The sequence below is a fragment of the Novosphingobium sp. RL4 genome (genome assembly GCF_035658495.1).
GTDB lineage: Bacteria > Pseudomonadota > Alphaproteobacteria > Sphingomonadales > Sphingomonadaceae > Novosphingobium.
In genome coordinates this window covers 2,730,844-2,746,216 of the sequence record NZ_CP141944.1, presented here as the reverse complement: position 1 = coordinate 2,746,216, position 15,373 = coordinate 2,730,844, and the positions used below count along the sequence as shown (strand labels likewise).

The following is a 15,373-nucleotide window of genomic DNA, read 5'->3' as shown; positions in this document are numbered from 1 at the left end:
GGCTTGCGAAAAGGCCCGCCTGAACCAGGGGCAACCCACTGGCGCCGCCGGGCGCCATTACGTTATCCGGTTCAGCAACACCCGTGCCAACCGCGTGTTCCCGCGCGGCTTTCGAGCAGGGTGAATGTCCTATGTAAGTTATTCCGACGCAAGCTGTAAGCTGATCCGACGTGGTGCCACTTTGGACCGTAAATGGCGCATGTTGCCATTCCCGCCGGGATGCGGCATAGGATAGGCATCCTCCCCAGGACAGTCTTGAAAAGAATTGTCACGGTCGCCGCTCGCCCGATGGGCCTGCGCGCGCAAGGAATGCGAGGAATGATGACTGACAGCGTTGAACGTTCGGGCCTCCGGGTCGACGCCGCACTGGCGCGCTTCGTCGAGGATGAGGTTCTGGCCCCCATCGGGCAGGATGCAGGTTCGTTCTGGCTCGGATTTGCCGATCTGCTGGCCAATTTCGCGCCGCGTAACCGGGCCCTGCTCGAAACGCGCGATGCCTTGCAGGCCCGCATCGATGAATGGCATGGCGCGCGCGCCGGCCAGCCGATCGAACAGGAAGCCTATCAGCAGTTCCTGCGCGAGATCGGCTATCTCGTGCCCGAACCGGGCGATTTCACCATCGGTACGCGCGGCGTCGATGCGGAAATCGCGACGATGGCGGGGCCGCAACTGGTCGTTCCCGTGCTCAATGCCCGCTTCCTGCTCAATGCCGCCAATGCGCGCTGGGGCAGCCTTTACGATGCCTTCTATGGTACGGACGCGCTCGATGCCGCTCCGGCGCAGGGCAGGGGCTATGATCCGGCTCGCGGTGCCGCAGTGATCGCGGCAGGGCGTGCATTCCTCGATCAGGCTCTGCCGCTGGCATCGGGAAGCTGGGTGGATGCCACCGGTTTCGAAGCAATTCTGGCCGATCCGGCGCAGTATGTTGGCCAAACGGCGCAGGGGCGGCTCTATCGTTCGAACGGCCTTGCCATCGAGATCGTCGTCGATCCTGAAACCGAAGTCGGCCGGTCCGACAGGCTGGGCATTTCCGACATCGTTCTCGAAGCGGCGCTCACGACTATCGTCGATCTGGAGGATTCGGTCGCGGCGGTCGATGCCGAGGACAAGCTCGCGGCCTATGCCAACTGGCTGGGCGTCATTCGCGGCGATCTTGTCGAGACTTTCGAGAAAGCCGGGAAGGTCCAGACCCGCGAGCTCGCCGGCAACAGGCAAGTAACCACGCCTTCCGGCGAAGCGTTCGAGCTGTCGGGGCGGAGCCTGCTGTTCGTCCGCAACGTCGGCCACCTCATGACCAATCCGGCTATCCTCCTGCCTGACGGCTCCGAAATTCCCGAGGGGATCATGGACGCGGTGCTGACCAGCGCCATCTCCGCGCAGGACGTGAAGGGGCTGACCCGCTTCGGGAACAGCCGCGAAGGCTCGATCTATATCGTCAAGCCGAAGATGCACGGGCCGCAGGAATGCGCCTTCACCAATGACCTGTTCGACGCGGTCGAAGACCTGCTGGGCCTGCCGCGCCACACGATCAAGGTCGGCGTCATGGACGAGGAACGGCGCACTTCGGCGAACCTGGCGGCCTGCATCCATGCCGTGAAGGACCGTATCGTCTTCATCAATACCGGATTCCTCGATCGCACCGGGGACGAGATCCACACATCGATGCGGGCCGGGCCGATGATCCGCAAGAGCGCGATCAAGGGATCGGCCTGGATACAGGCCTATGAGAAGCGCAATGTCGCCATCGGGCTGCGCCACGGGCTTTCCGGCATTGCGCAGATAGGCAAGGGCATGTGGGCCGCGCCAGACATGATGCGGGACATGCTGGAGCAGAAAGTGGGCCACCCCAGGACCGGCGCCAATACGGCCTGGGTCCCGTCACCCACCGCGGCCACGCTCCACGCAATGCATTATCACGCGGTGGACGTGTTCGGCCTGCGCAAGGAAATGGAAGGCGCAGAAATTCCCTCCCTTGATCTGCTGTTGCAGGTGCCGCTGGCAGATGGCGCGAATTGGTCGGAGGAAGAAGTTCGCGAGGAACTGGACAACAATGCGCAGGGGCTGCTGGGCTATGTCGTACGCTGGATCGATCAGGGTGTCGGCTGTTCCAAGGTTCCCGACATCGATGACGTGGGGCTGATGGAAGACCGCGCCACGCTGCGGATATCCAGCCAGCACATCGCGAACTGGCTGCTGCACGGCGTCTGTTCCGAAGCGCAGGTGCTCGATTCGCTGCACCGGATGGCGGAAAAGGTCGATGCGCAGAATGCCGCCGATCCGCTGTATGAACCGATGGCGGGCAATTGGGATGCTTCGCTGGCATTCCGCGCCGCCTGCGACCTCGTGTTCAAGGGCGTGGCCCAGCCCAACGGCTATACCGAGCCACTGCTCCACGCATGGCGCCGGAAGAAGAAAGTACTGGTTTCGGATAAGTTTTTCGCTGCAGCCTGAACCGATCTTAACTTTAAATTGAGCTATTCCCTCCTAGCGTCTAACGGGAAAACCGGGTCGCTAGGGGGGCTGGCGTGAAGGAAGAAAAGATCAGGCGCGCGCGTACGCGCGCCATGGTTCAAGTGCGTGTTTGCAGTGAACGTGGGGAAGGCGAGGCATTCGTGCTTGATGCCAGTTCGCACGGTATGCGTCTGACCATGTCGAAACCGCCTGAGCGGGGGGAGCGTGTGCGGATGGTCGTCGGAGGGCAATCCATCTCCGGCGAAGTGCGCTGGCGGCTGGGCAACCGGTGCGGCGTGGCCCTGCGTGAACCGATCAGCGTGATAGCGTTGATCGAGGGCGGAGATATTCCCATCACGCTTTCCGCGGCTGCCGCCGCGCGTGACAAGCGGCAGGGCCTGGCCGGCATCCTGGCTTCAGACGGGCCGCTGCTGGGCCGGGTTCTTCAGTTCGCCCTGATCGCGGCGGTGCTGGGCTGCGGAGCCCTGATGGTTTCCCATTTCGTCACGGCGAGCATCGGCTCGCTGGAAGCGGCGCGGGAAACCGTGGCGGGCGCGGGCGATCTTTGACGCTGGGCGTCAGGCGCGGGTCAGTTCCCGCGCCACGCTCACGAATTCATCCACCGAAAGCGTTTCGGCGCGGCGCTGCGGGTCTATCCCGAGGCGGTCCAGCGCGTCGAGCGCCCCCGGCACGCCCTTGAGGCTCTGGCGCAGCATCTTGCGGCGTTGCCCGAAGGCGGCTTCCGTCACGCGCTCAAGAATCCGCATGGAAACGCCTTCCGGCGCATCGCCGGGTTCGACATGCACGATCGCGGACATGACCTTGGGCGGGGGCGTGAAGGCACTGCGATGGACCTTCATCGCCAGCTTCGCCTTGGCGCGCCACTGGGCCAGCACCGCGAGGCGTCCGTAAGCCGAGGTGTCCGGCTCGGCCACGATGCGGCGGGCGACTTCCTCCTGGAACATCAGCGTCAGCGAAGACCATTGCGGAGGCCAGCTTTCGCCGGAAAGCCAGCCGATGAACAGCGCCGTTCCGACGTTGTAAGGCAGGTTGGCGACCACGGCATAAGGCCCGTCGAAAAGGTCGGCCGGGGCGATCTTCATCGCATCGCCTTCGATCACCTTGAGTTTGCCGGGAAACGCGGTTTCCAGTTCTGCGAGCGCGGGCAGGCAGCGGCGGTCCATTTCGATGGCGGTCACGGTTGCGCCGGCACGCAGCAGCGCCCGCGTCAGCCCGCCGGGGCCGGGGCCGACTTCCAGCACCTGCTTGCCTTCCAGCCCGCCGGGGATCGCGGCAATGCGATCCAGCAACTGTTCGTCGAACAGGAAATTCTGCCCCAGCGCCTTCGACGCCGAAAGCCCGTGCTTCGCGATGACTTCGCGCAAGGGAGGTAGGGTGGTCATTTGCTTGCTCTCCGGCCGGCGCATTCGCCGGCCATGCGCAGCGCCGCGATGGTGGCGCCGGGGCTGGCCACGCCCTTGCCGGCGATGCCGAAGGCGGTTCCGTGATCGGGCGAGGTCCGCACGATCGGCAGGCCCAGGGTGACATTGACGCCCGCATCGAAATCGAGCGTCTTGATCGGGATAAGTGCCTGATCGTGATACATGCAGAGCGCCACGTCGAACTTCTCGCGCTCATGCGCGGCGAACAGGGCGTCGGCGGGGTGAGGGCCGGTTACGGCAAGCCCCGATTCGCGCAGCGCAGCGATAGCGGGGGCGATCGTCTCTATCTCCTCGCGGCCCATGCGGCCGTCTTCCCCGGCGTGGGGGTTGAGCCCGGTAATGGCGATGCGTGCGGGAGAAAGCCCGAAATCGCGGCCAAGGGCATGGGCGACGATCCGCGCCTTGCTCTCGATCAGATCGCGGGTCAGCAGGGTGGGCACCTCGCAAAGTGCGACGTGGACCGTCAGCGGGACGGTGCGCAAGTTGGGCCCTGCGAGCATCATCACCGCGCTTTCATGCGGAATTCCGCAGGCGTCGGCGAGGAATTCGGTCTGGCCCGGCTGGGTAAAGCCGATCTCGGCGAGCCGCGACTTCGCGATGGGGCCGGTGACGACGGCGCCTGCCTCGCCCGAGATGGCAAGCTGCGTGGCACGGGTGAGGGAGTGCAGCGCCAGCGCGGCGCCTTCACGATCGGGCGCGCCGAACGATGCGCCGGCATCCTCGCTTCCCAGCACCGGGAGTGCTTCGCCGAAGAGGTCTGCGGCCTCGGCCGGCGCGGCGATGCGCGCTACGGGAAGGTCGATCCCCCGGCTGCGCGCGGCGGCGACAAGCACGCCCGCGCCGCCGGTCACGAAGAAGGGCGAAAGTCCGGCCTCATGCCGCCGGGACCAGGCCTCGGCGAACAGTTCCGGGCCAACGCCCGCCGGGTCTCCGAGCGAAACCGCGAGGGGCGGCGCGCCGTTGGAACTGGCCGCCATGCTTGCCGCCCCTGCTATCGTCAGTTGTATTCGATCACCGCATCGCGGCGAAGATCGCGCAGGTACATCTGCGCGCGCTTGTTGATGCGGTCGTCTTCGAGCTGCGACATGACCTGGTCGAAGTTCGGACCCGAATCGACCTGCTGCGGATCGTCGCGGCCGCAGAGCATCAGGATGCGCACACCCTCGGTCAGCGAGCCGAACGGGGGCAGGGTCTCGCCGGGCGAGAGGTTGAGGATCGAGGCCTGGATCGGGCCCGGCAGGTCGCGCGCCTTGACCTGATCGTTGGCGACGACCTGTGCGCCGATCGTGGCGGCAACCTTGTCGACGTCACCGCAGCCCTTGGCGGTCTGGATGGTCTTGGCGAAGCTTTCGGCCCTGGCATTCGCCTGTGCTTCGCTAATGCCCTTCGGGAATTCCATCGAGATCTGCTTGAGCGCGAGCAGCGCGTCGCGCGGATCGGCGGTGAGCACCTGACGCTTGTCGATCAGGTAGAGGATCGAATAGCCGCCGGGAATCTCGATCGGACCGGCGAGCTGGCCGGCCTGCATGTCCCGCGCCGCGGTGCCCAGTTCGTTGGGCAGCTGTGCAAGGCGAATCCAGCCCAGATCGCCGCCGACCGCAGCCGTCGAAGCCTGCGAGTACTGACGCGCATAGGCCACGAAGCTGCCACCCTGACGGAGCTGCTGCATGATCTGGTTGGCGTTGTCGAAGACCTGCTGCTGCGAATCCGGCGTGGCTGCGAGATAGATTTCGCCAAGCCGGTATTCCTCGGTGCCCTTGGCGGCCTTGAGGCGATCGATCACTTCGTTCACTTCGTCGTCGGAGACGTTGACGAAGGGCTGGACGTTGCGCTGGAGCAGGCGCTGCCACGACATTTCGCCGCGGATCTGGCGCTTGAGCGAGTCCGGCGAAGAACCGACACGCTTGAGATAGGCGTCCATCGCCTGTGTGTTCTGGTTGAAGTTCTGCGAGGCGACGCGGGCGTAGGACTGTTCGACTTCGGCGTCATCGACGGCGACGTCGGCGGCCTTGGCCTCCTGGATCTGGAGCGTTTCGTCGATCAGGTTGCGCAGCACCTGGAGGCGCAGGCGCTTCTGTTCTTCTTCGCTGATCTTGCCCTGGTTGGCGGCGAGGATCAGGGCGAGGCGCTGGTCGACGTCGGTGCCGGTGATGACGGCGCCGTTGACCACGGCAGTGGCGCGGCGGACGTTGGGATTGTCGTTGCCGAAGATCTTCACGTCGTCAGGGATGACGATTTCGCCCTGGGGGGCGGACTGGGCGAAAGCAGCGCTGGACGAAAGTGTCGCTACCCCGGTGCCGCAGGCGACCAGGGCGCCGCAGGCAAGAGCCGCGCGCTTGATGAACTTGTTGCCTTGGATTGCTTTCACCTTGACCTGTATCCCGTATTCGACCCGTACGGCCGACGCCGCTCGATGGAAAAATTCGCCGAGGGGCATCTCTTCGGCCCTATGTCGGCACGCGGCTTAACCGAAACTGAGCACGTCCGATAGTCGCTTTGCAGCACGGTGCCAACGCCCGCGACGTTCCGCGTCCACCATGGCCGGATTTACCACGCGCCGATGTTCTTGAGCGCGAAGCCGAGCTGGAACGAGTTGCCCTTGCGGGCGTCTCCGAAGGTCACGTAGTCGCGCCGCCAGGTGAACGAGACCTGGAGGCAATCGTCCTCGTAAGCCATGCCCACGCGGGTGCGCAGGGGCTGGAAACCGTCGGAGCCGTAAGTCGGGTCTTCGTTGCGGTCGGTCAGGTTGACCACCGCGGAGCCGAACATCGACCAGTAGTTGGCGAAGGCGACGCGGCCGGCGGCGCGCACTTCCTCGCGGTCCTTCAAGTCCTCGATGTCCATCGAGATGTCGCGGTTGAGCTTGGTATAGCCGAGTTCGAGGTAGGTCTGGTTGTTGCCCAGCGCGATGTCGAACTCGTTGCGACGGACCGCCAGCGTGTCCTTGTCGACGCGGAAGCGGTGGATGATGTTGAAGAAGTTGCGATAGCGCAGTTCGGTGCGGCCGACGATATCCGAGGTCTTGCTGGTGAGGCCGGTGCCGTCAGGCAGGATCGAGGGCTTGTTGCTCAGGCGGACCGACTGTCCGATGGTGGACTTGATCCGCCAGCGTGGACGTTCGAACATCCAGTCGAACCCGTAAGTGACGCGCGCGCCGTCCTCGAACCGGTCATAGCCGGGGAAGCGGTTGAGCGCGAAGAGGTTGGAATCCTCAAGCTCGATCGCGCGCGAATCCTCGTTCGGGATCGCCAGGTTCTTGACCGGCGGCGTGGCGACGAACTGGATGCGCGGGGTCAGCACCTGGCTGCCGCCGAACACCTGCCCGACCAGCGGCCACTTCACGTCCACCGCGGCGAGTGCGATCGCGCGGCCCTGCCACCCCGCATTGCCCCGATAGAGCGCGGTGGTGGTCAGGTCGTTTTCGTCCGAGTGATAGACATCGCCGCGCACGAGGCCGGTGAAGGTCACTTCTTGGCCCAGTCCGGTGATCTTGCGCAGCGACCACTGGGTGCTGGCGAAGGCGCGCTGGGTATCCTGACCGTCGACGCGGGTGACGGCCATGGTGTTGACCTGCGTCTCGATCTTGCCGCCGAGCAGGGGGTCGTCGAAGCGGTGGCGATAGTCCAGCACCGGTAGGGCGACCGGGATCATGCCCTGGTCGCGGCTCGATTGCAGGGTCTGCGTCGCGTAGCCGGCGAAGGAGAAGTAGCTGTCCTGGTCGATCCGCTCCAGTTCGACCGACGAACGCAGGCGATCGTCGCGCGAGATGTCGTAGCGGCGCACGAAAGTACGGTCGGTCGCGCGGCGGATCGAGGCGGTGATGCTCCAGTTCTCGTCGAGCTGGAACTTGCCGTTGGCGAAGATGTATCCGCGGAAGGCGCGTTCGCGGTTCGGGTCGGGATTGCTGCTGTTGATCGGTATGCGGTTGCTAGAGGTCGCATAGCCGGTGATCTGGTAGGCGCCGAGGTCCGTCAGGGCGCGGTACTGGAACGAGGCCATCGGCGCGGCCTTGGTATAGGCGTGAAGCGAGCCGGTGAGGTCGCGGTTTTCCGCGATCTTCCAGTAATAGGACTGTGCAACCTCGATGCCGTTCGACGGGCTCGACCGCAGGTCAGGCACGAGGAAGCCGGAAACCGCGCCGCCATTGGTGCTGACCGAGAGACCGAACAGCGGAAGCTGCACGGCGCCGAACAGTTCGAGGCGGGCATCGCTGAACCGCACGCGATTCTGCGTCTCGCTGTAGACCACCGTCTTGGCGACGACGCGCCAGGTCGGGGTCTTGGGGCAGCCTTCGTCGTTTTCCACCGCGCAGCCGGTATAGGCGGCGTGCTGGAGCACGACGTCGCCATTGGCGATGCGCTCGCCCTTGTTGGCGGCGAGGCGGCCGCCCTGACGCATGACGAGAAGCAGGTTCTCCATCATGCCGGTCTTCAGTTCGTCCGTCAGCTCGACACTCTCGGTGTAGAGCTGGTTGCCGTCCTGATCGACCATGCGGACATTGCCGCTGCCCAGGATCTGGCCGGTCTTGCGGTTCCATGTCACCTTGTCGGCCCGGACGGACTGCTTGTCCTTGCGCAGCACGACATTGCCGGTGGCGGTGACGAATTCGTCGTTCTGGGCATATTCGACGGTGTCGGCCTCGAAGGCGATCGGCACGGTATCGTCGGTAGAGGCGGGCGGGGCGGCGGGCGCACCCTCGATCGGCCCGGTATCGACAGGACGCGAAAGGTCCTGTGCCCAGGCACCGGCAGGCAGGCCGATGCAGGCGATTCCAAGGGCGAGCGCGCGCAGCGAAATAGGTCGCAAGCGGCGATCGGGGGCTTGCAGCGGAGACGGCGCGGCAGGGAGCATCACTTGCCTATCGCACCGCCTGTGCCTAACTGCAATCCGCTGTTGCGGTGAAGCGCACAAGTTCGGCGCTCGCCCACGTGATTCAGGAGATCCCATGAATATCCAGTTCCTTGACGCCGCTGCCCCCGCCCCGGCGCGTCTCGTCGCCCGCTTCGTGAATCAGGATTCGATTCCGGCTGATATCGAGCAGGTTCTTGTCGAAGGCGCGAAGGCTTCGCGGTTCGCGGGCAAGGCTGGCCAGGTATTCGAGGGCTTCGTGGAGCGGGACGGCAAGGTGGTGCGCGTGGCGCTCGCCGGGATCGGCGCGGCGGACGGCAAGGACCGCAAGGGCGCGATCGAGCGCGCGGGCGCAGGCATCGTTGCCCGTTACCTGACCTCGGGCGAGACGGCGGTAACGCTGGACCTTACCGGCGCCGGCCTTTCGGCGGACGAAGCGGCGGGCGTGCTGCTGGGCGCGGTCTTGCGCAGCTGGCGCCTCGACACCTATCGCACCAAGCTGGCCGACGACGCCAAGCCGAGCCTTGTGGACATTGCCGTGGTCGGCGCGCCGGAAGGCACCGAGGCGGTCTGGGCGGTGGAGCAGGCCATCGTCGAGGGCGTGTCCTTCACCCGCGAACTCGTGACCGAGCCGGCGAACGCGATCTATCCCGAAACCTTCGTCGCGCGCTGTGAGGCGAAGATGGCGGGCAGCGGCCTCAAGGTTCGCGTGCTGGACGAGAAGGAAATGGCCGATCTCGGCATGGGCTCGCTGCTCGGCGTGGCGCAGGGCTCGGTGCGCCCGGCGCGCCTGCTCGTGCTGGAATGGCTCGGCGGCGCTGACGGCGAAGCGCCCGTGGCCTTCGTCGGCAAGGGCGTGACCTTCGACACCGGCGGCATCTCGATCAAGCCTGCCGCCGGCATGGAAGACATGAAGTGGGACATGGGCGGCGCCGGCGCCGTTGCAGGCACCATGCTCGCCCTCGCGCTGCGCAAGGCGAAGGCCAACGTGATCGGCGTGTGCGGACTTGTGGAGAATATGCCCGACGGCAATGCCCAGCGTCCCGGTGACGTCGTCACCTCGATGTCGGGGCAGACCATCGAAGTCATCAACACCGACGCGGAAGGTCGCCTGGTGCTCTGCGACGCGCTGACCTGGGTGCAGCGTGAATACAAGCCCGCCAAGATCGTCGATCTCGCCACGCTGACCGGCGCGATCATTCTCAGCCTCGCCCATGAATATGCCGGGCTGTTCTCGAACAACGACGACCTTGCCGGCCAGCTCGCCGCCGCCGGCGACGCTTCGGGCGACCGCCTGTGGCGGATGCCGATGGGCCCGGCCTACGACAAGATGATCGACAGCCCGATCGCCGACATCAAGAACGTCGGCCCGCGCTTCGGCGGTTCGATCACGGCGGCGCAGTTCCTGCTGCGCTTCATCGAGAACGACACCCCCTGGGCGCACCTCGACATTGCCGGCACCGTGTGGACCGACAAGCCCGGCGCAACCTGGGACAAGGGCGCCTCGGGCTTCGGCGTGCGCCTGCTCGACCGCTTCGTGCGCGACAACCTGGAAGCGTAATCGGGAGGCGGGGAGCGCGACATGCGCGTGGATTTCTACCAGCTCAGTCGCGACCCTGCCGAAAGCGCGCTGGCGCTGATCGCCGGAAAGGTCGCGGGGAATGGCGAGCGCCTGCTCGTCGTCTCCGCCGACCTCGGCCAGCGGCAGCGCATCTGTCAGGCTCTCTGGTCCGTGGGGCCGGAGAGCTTCCTTGCCAACGGCTTCGCGGGCGAAGGCAGCGAGGATCGCCAGCCGATCCTCCTGTCCGACGTGGCGGAGCCTGCCAATGGCGCGAAGTACATGGCGATCGCGGACGGCCAGTGGCGCGAGGGCGAGGTTCCGTTCGAGCGCACGTTCTTCCTGTTCGACCAGTCCACGCTCCAGCATGCGCGGGAAACCTGGCGGGCCTTGCGGGAACGCGAAGGCGTGGAACACTACTACTGGAAGCAGGACGGCGGGAGATGGGTTCAGGCCGGATGATTCTCCGCCGCTATCCCTGACCTTCACGACGCCTAATTCTTGCGGAGCGGCGCGTTCCCGGCTAGGGGCGCGCGCAACAATTCAAAACCCTTACTTCGCAAGGAACGTATCATGGCGGTTACCCGCACCTTCTCGATCATCAAGCCCGACGCGACCCGCCGCAACCTGACCGGCGGCGTGACCAAGCTGCTTGAGGAAGCCGGCCTGCGCGTCGTCGCCTCGAAGCGCATCCAGCTCTCGCAGGAGCAGGCTGAAGGCTTCTACGCGGTCCACAAGGAGCGTCCCTTCTTCAACGACCTCGTTTCCTTCATGATCTCCGGTCCGGTGGTCGTGCAGGTTCTCGAAGGCGAAGACGCCGTGAAGACCAACCGCGACGTGATGGGCGCCACCAACCCGGCCGAGGCCGCCGAAGGTACCATCCGCAAGACCTTCGCCGAATCGATCGAAGCCAATTCGGTCCACGGTTCGGACTCGGACGAGAACGCGGCGATCGAGATCGCCTACTTCTTCAAGCCGGAAGAAATCGTCGGCTGAAGCACCCGCTTCGCGACATGATGAAAAGGCCGTCCGAAAGGGCGGCCTTTTTGTTTTTGTGCTGGCACAATTGCTTGGTATCCAGGCGGGCGTGAAGATCGGCGGGGCGAAGCGGCTCTAGGCGGCTTTTCGATTTGGCCACTGCCGGTTCTGCGTTAGGCTGTCTCTCGGAGAGGAGAGCGAGAATGCAAGGCATGGGTACGGCGGACGAGGTCTGCCCGTTCGAGTTCAATTTCGACGAGAAAACCTTCAAGGTCGGCGATACGGTCAGCTACCGCGTCGGCGGGAGCCTGGAAGGGTTTCCGTTCGTTGGCACGCTGGTCGAAGTGCATGATGACCATGTCGTGATCGCCGGGGATCCCCGCGAGCCTGACAAGCGTTATCGCGGCACGCGCGAAAGCCGCCCGCAAGTGGACTATTCCGAAATCTGACGATCAGTGCCGGTCCTTGATCCCGCTCAAGGTGGAGTTGGGCGGAACAGGGCAGGTTCGGTCAGGTTGGGGAAGCGGTACCATGCTGCCGAGGCGTATCGCCCCAGCTTTCCGTGTGTTTTCGAGCGAAGAGGATAGCCGATGTCCCACAAAGCCCACGAACTCGCCGCCGAATTTCCGGACGATCTGGAAGTTCTTCACCACCTGAAGGCAACGCGCGGACATTTTGCGGTTCTTGCCGACCGCTACGACGAAGTGAACGGCGCGATCCACCGGATCGAGGCCGAACTGGATGCCGCGTCCGACACCCGGCTTGAGGAACTGAAGAAGGAGCGGCTCTGCCTGCTGGACCAGCTTGGCCGCATGATCCGCGATGCAGGCTCCGTCGGCGTCTGACGCGGCCGTGCCGGGGCCGGAGCCCGGCGCACCGTTCAATCCTTGCGCCGCAGGGCGCCAAGGTCGATCCCGTGCTTGTTGACCTTGTAATAGAAGGTCTTGCGCGGCAGATCGAGCGAGCGGATGGCCGCGCCGATCTCGCCTCCGGCGGCCTGCACGGCGGCAACGATCTCATCCCGTTCGAAGGCATCGACACGCTCGGTCAGCCCCTTGTGCCGGGCGGCTGATGGCGTGGGCGATGGCTCGCCGAGGCCCAGCACGAACTGTTCCGCGAAATTGGCGAGTTCCCGCAGGTTGCCCGGCCAGTCGTGCCGTTCGAGCATCGTGCGCACCGGCGCGGTGACGGGAGGAAGCTCCCGGCCCATGCGGCTTGCGGCATCTCCGGCGAAACGGGCGAAAAGGGAGCCGATATCCTCGCGCCGTTCGCGCAGCGGGGGGATGCGCAGGCGCATGGCCGCAAGGCGGTAGAACAGCGGGGGCAGCAGCGACGGCGGCGGGCCTTCGGCGGCATCCTGGCTGGTGGAGATCACGCGCACGTCGATCGGCGTCGCCTCGCCGCGATGGCGCAGCACGCGCTGTTCGATGAAGGGCAGCAGGCGCTCCTGCAAATGCGCAGGGGCGCGGTCCACGTCGTCGAGATAGAGCGTGCCGCGATGGGCCGCGGCGAGCCCCGGTTCGGCCAGCCCGTTTGCCGCGAACAGCGGTTCGGCCAGCGCCTCGGGCATGGCGGCGCAGGCGATGGGCAGGAAGCGCTGGCGCGCCCGCTTCCCCGCGCGGTGAACGAGGCGGGCGAACAGGTCCTTTCCGGTGCCGGTCTCGCCTTCGATGAACAGGTCTATGTCGGCGTTGGCGAGGACGGGGATCATTTCGCGCAGGCGGCGGATGGCGGGGCTTTCGCCCAGGAACACCGGGGCGTCGGTATCCTGCGCCATGGCGCGCAGGCGCCGATTTTCGAGCGTAAGCCCGCGCGCGGTGGCAGCGCGCGTGACGGCGGCGATCAGGGTATCGGGTGCGAATGGCTTGGTGAGGAAGTCCCATGCCCCCGCTTTCAGCATCTGCACGGCCATTTCGATGTCGCCGTGGCCGGTGACGAGCACGACCGGCAATTCCGGGTCGCGCTCGTGAAGCTGGCGGAACAGGTCTATCCCCGAGACATGCGGCATCCGGACATCGCTGACGACCACGCCGGGCCAGTCGGCGGTGAGGGCGGCGAGGGCGGGGGGCGCAGCGGCGAAGAGTTCGACCTCGAACCCGGCAAGCCTGAGCAGTTGCGCGGTCGAGCGCGCAAGGTCTTCGTCATCCTCCACAAGGGCGACACGCCGAGGGGCGAGGGGGGCAATGGTCATCAGGCCAGTCTCAATCGAAGCTCGAAGGCGGCCCCGGTTTCGCCGGGTACGAGGCGCAGCGTGCCGCCGAATTCTTGTGCGATATCCTGCGCGATCACGAGGCCAAGGCCGAGCCCTTCGGCGCGGCTGGTGGCGAACGGGGTGAACAGGCGGTCGGCGATCTCGGGCGCGATGCCGGGGCCGTTGTCGGCCACGGTGAGGCGCAGGATCCCGCCATCCACGGCGAGCGTGAGCGTGATGCGCGGGTCCGGGCGGCCAGCCAGCGCCTCGGTGGCATTCTGGAGCAGGTTCACGAGGATCTGCTCCAGCCGCACCTTGTCGCCCCGCACCTTGAGGTCCGCGGGAATCTCAGGGGTTTCGAAGGACAGCGCGGCGAGGCGTTCCTTGAGCAGCAGATGCGCGCCGTCCAGCACTTCGGCCAGGGGCACGGCGCCTTCGCCGCCGCTGCTCTTACGCGCGAACCCGCGCAACTGCGCGGTGATGACGCCGATGCGCTCGGCCAGACGGTCTATCGCGGTGAGGTTCTCGCGAACGTCGGCGGCGGCGCCGAGGTCCAGCAACTGTCCCGCCGAACTGGCGTAATTGCGGATGGCGGCAACGGGCTGGGCGGTTTCGTGCGCGACGCTGGCGGTAACCTGACCCAGCGTGGCGAGGCGATTGGCGAGGCGCAGTTCCTCGCGCAGGAGGGCGGCGCGCTGTTCGAGCGCGGCACGTTCTTCCATTTCCCGGCGCAGTTCCGCTGTACGTTCGGTGACGGCGGCTTCGAGCAGCGCGGTGCGTTCGCGGCGGCGGCGGCTTTGCTGGGCCAGCCACCAGAGCGCACAGACCGCGACCAGCGCGAGCGTTGCCGCGACGGCCTGAGCGCTGCGCATGGGCGTGGTAACGGCGACGCGGATCGGCAGGGCGAGGTTGACCCGCCACTGGTCGCGGTTGGGCGGGCTGGTGGCGAGAAGGAGCCGCGCCCTCCGTCCCGGAATGCGCAGGAATCCGTCACCATCCGTGCCGTAAGGGGCCGTGGTCAGACCCGGAATGCCGATATCGCCCGCGATCGCCTTCTGCCGGGCGGGATCGATCGGACGGGTCATGGCGAACCGCCAGTCGGCCCGGCTGGCGACCAGGATCACGCCATCGCGGTTGGTCACGAAAGTCTCGCCGCCCGCGGTGCGCCATTGGGCCTCGATCCGGTCGAAATCGAGCTTGATGACGATCACGCAGTCCCCGGCCGCCTTGCGCGCGAGGTAGAGCCCGGCGCGATGGCTGACAGTGCCGAGCGCGAACTGGGCGCCGTCGCCGTGCCTGCGGGCATCGCGGTAATAGCGGCGGAAGCGATAGTCGCGGCCGACGAAACTGTCCGAGCGGCGCCAGTTGCTGGCGGAAATCGCGAAGCCGTCGTCACCGACGAGGTATATGGCCGAGGCCCCGATCTGGGTTGCGAAGGCTTCGAGCTTGGCATTCAGCCGGCGGTCCGCGCCGGCCTCGCCACTGGCGGCGGCGATCACGTCGCGGTCGTCTGCGAGGGTCTGGGGAAGCAGGCGGAAGCGGGCGATCTCGCTTTCCAGCAACGACTGGCGCAGGCGCGCGTCGGCTTCTACCGATGCTGAGAAAGCGGTGGTGGCCCGCTGTCTCACGATCTCACCCGCGATGCCGCCGGCGATCAAAGCGGCAGCGATTGCGGCGAGCGTCCAGTAGAGGGTGTGGCGGCGATTCACTCCGGCAATCTAGGCCCGGCCGCAGCGATGTGCAACTTTCGGCACATCGCTGCACTGCAATGTGCCGATTTCTGCTCGAAAGGCAGGGCGCTTCCGTTCGCACATCCCCGCAAATCAGGCATTTAGGGCGAGTGCAAAAATGTCTTTGGCCGCAGCGTGGAATCGAACAGTCTCTGCCCAGCCCGCGATAAGCATA

General features: G+C 65.9%; 13 protein-coding genes. 7 read left to right on the top strand and 6 right to left on the bottom strand.

The window, feature by feature from the left end; genetic code table 11:
- Positions 1-321: 321 nt before the first annotated feature.
- The gene (locus U9J33_RS13365) at positions 322-2,451 is read left to right on the top strand and encodes a malate synthase G (protein ID WP_324699059.1); all 2,130 of its coding nucleotides are present in this window, start codon (positions 322-324) and stop codon (positions 2,449-2,451) included.
- A gap of 113 nt (positions 2,452-2,564) precedes the next feature.
- Positions 2,565-3,020: a PilZ domain-containing protein gene (locus U9J33_RS13360; RefSeq protein ID WP_165913212.1), complete on the top strand. Its 456-nt coding sequence runs from the start codon at positions 2,565-2,567 to the stop codon at positions 3,018-3,020.
- A 9-nt stretch (positions 3,021-3,029) separates the two neighbouring features.
- Here the strand turns inward: U9J33_RS13360 and rsmA are convergent, their stop codons facing one another.
- From rsmA to U9J33_RS13340, 4 genes are all read right to left on the bottom strand, one after another.
- Entirely contained in the window at positions 3,030-3,854 is an 825-nt protein-coding gene (rsmA, locus tag U9J33_RS13355; RefSeq protein WP_324695931.1) for a 16S rRNA (adenine(1518)-N(6)/adenine(1519)-N(6))-dimethyltransferase RsmA, read from the bottom strand.
- Positions 3,851-4,870, bottom strand: coding sequence for a 4-hydroxythreonine-4-phosphate dehydrogenase PdxA (gene pdxA / locus U9J33_RS13350; RefSeq protein ID WP_324695929.1), 1,020 nt, complete (start codon positions 4,868-4,870; stop codon positions 3,851-3,853). The genes rsmA and pdxA overlap by 4 nt, the downstream gene beginning before the upstream one ends.
- Positions 4,871-4,890: 20 nt before the next feature.
- Positions 4,891-6,261 carry a peptidylprolyl isomerase gene (locus tag U9J33_RS13345; RefSeq protein ID WP_132468946.1) on the bottom strand — a complete coding sequence of 457 codons (1,371 nt, stop codon included), beginning with the start codon at positions 6,259-6,261 and terminating at the stop codon, positions 4,891-4,893.
- Positions 6,262-6,440: 179 nt separating this feature from the next.
- Positions 6,441-8,744 carry an LPS-assembly protein LptD gene (locus U9J33_RS13340; RefSeq protein ID WP_054440756.1) on the bottom strand — a complete coding sequence of 768 codons (2,304 nt, stop codon included), beginning with the start codon at positions 8,742-8,744 and terminating at the stop codon, positions 6,441-6,443.
- Between the two features lie 94 nt (positions 8,745-8,838).
- On the opposite strand from U9J33_RS13340, the gene U9J33_RS13335 reads away from it, so the two are divergent.
- From U9J33_RS13335 to U9J33_RS13315, 5 genes are all read left to right on the top strand, one after another.
- Positions 8,839-10,302 carry a leucyl aminopeptidase gene (locus U9J33_RS13335; RefSeq protein ID WP_054440758.1) on the top strand — a complete coding sequence of 488 codons (1,464 nt, stop codon included), beginning with the start codon at positions 8,839-8,841 and terminating at the stop codon, positions 10,300-10,302.
- A gap of 21 nt (positions 10,303-10,323) precedes the next feature.
- Complete coding sequence (locus tag U9J33_RS13330) at positions 10,324-10,761, top strand: DNA polymerase III subunit chi (protein ID WP_324695925.1); 438 nt, start codon at positions 10,324-10,326, stop codon at positions 10,759-10,761.
- A 111-nt stretch (positions 10,762-10,872) separates the two neighbouring features.
- Positions 10,873-11,295, top strand: coding sequence for a nucleoside-diphosphate kinase (gene ndk, locus U9J33_RS13325; RefSeq protein WP_324695923.1), 423 nt, complete (start codon positions 10,873-10,875; stop codon positions 11,293-11,295).
- A gap of 185 nt (positions 11,296-11,480) precedes the next feature.
- A complete protein-coding gene (locus U9J33_RS13320; RefSeq protein ID WP_054440764.1) occupies positions 11,481-11,726 on the top strand; it encodes a hypothetical protein in 246 nt (81 codons plus the stop codon).
- Positions 11,727-11,867: 141 nt separating this feature from the next.
- Positions 11,868-12,122, top strand: a complete 255-nt coding sequence (locus U9J33_RS13315) for a YdcH family protein (RefSeq protein ID WP_054440765.1) — start codon at positions 11,868-11,870, stop codon at positions 12,120-12,122.
- Between the two features lie 35 nt (positions 12,123-12,157).
- Here U9J33_RS13315 and U9J33_RS13310 read toward each other — a convergent pair whose 3' ends face one another.
- Together U9J33_RS13310 and U9J33_RS13305 are read right to left on the bottom strand one after the other, a co-directional pair.
- The gene (locus tag U9J33_RS13310) at positions 12,158-13,468 is read right to left on the bottom strand and encodes a sigma-54 dependent transcriptional regulator (RefSeq protein WP_324695920.1); all 1,311 of its coding nucleotides are present in this window, start codon (positions 13,466-13,468) and stop codon (positions 12,158-12,160) included.
- Complete coding sequence (locus U9J33_RS13305) at positions 13,468-15,177, bottom strand: sensor histidine kinase (protein WP_324695918.1); 1,710 nt, start codon at positions 15,175-15,177, stop codon at positions 13,468-13,470. Before U9J33_RS13305 ends, U9J33_RS13310 begins: the two co-directional genes overlap by 1 nt.
- Positions 15,178-15,373: the final 196 nt, after the last annotated feature.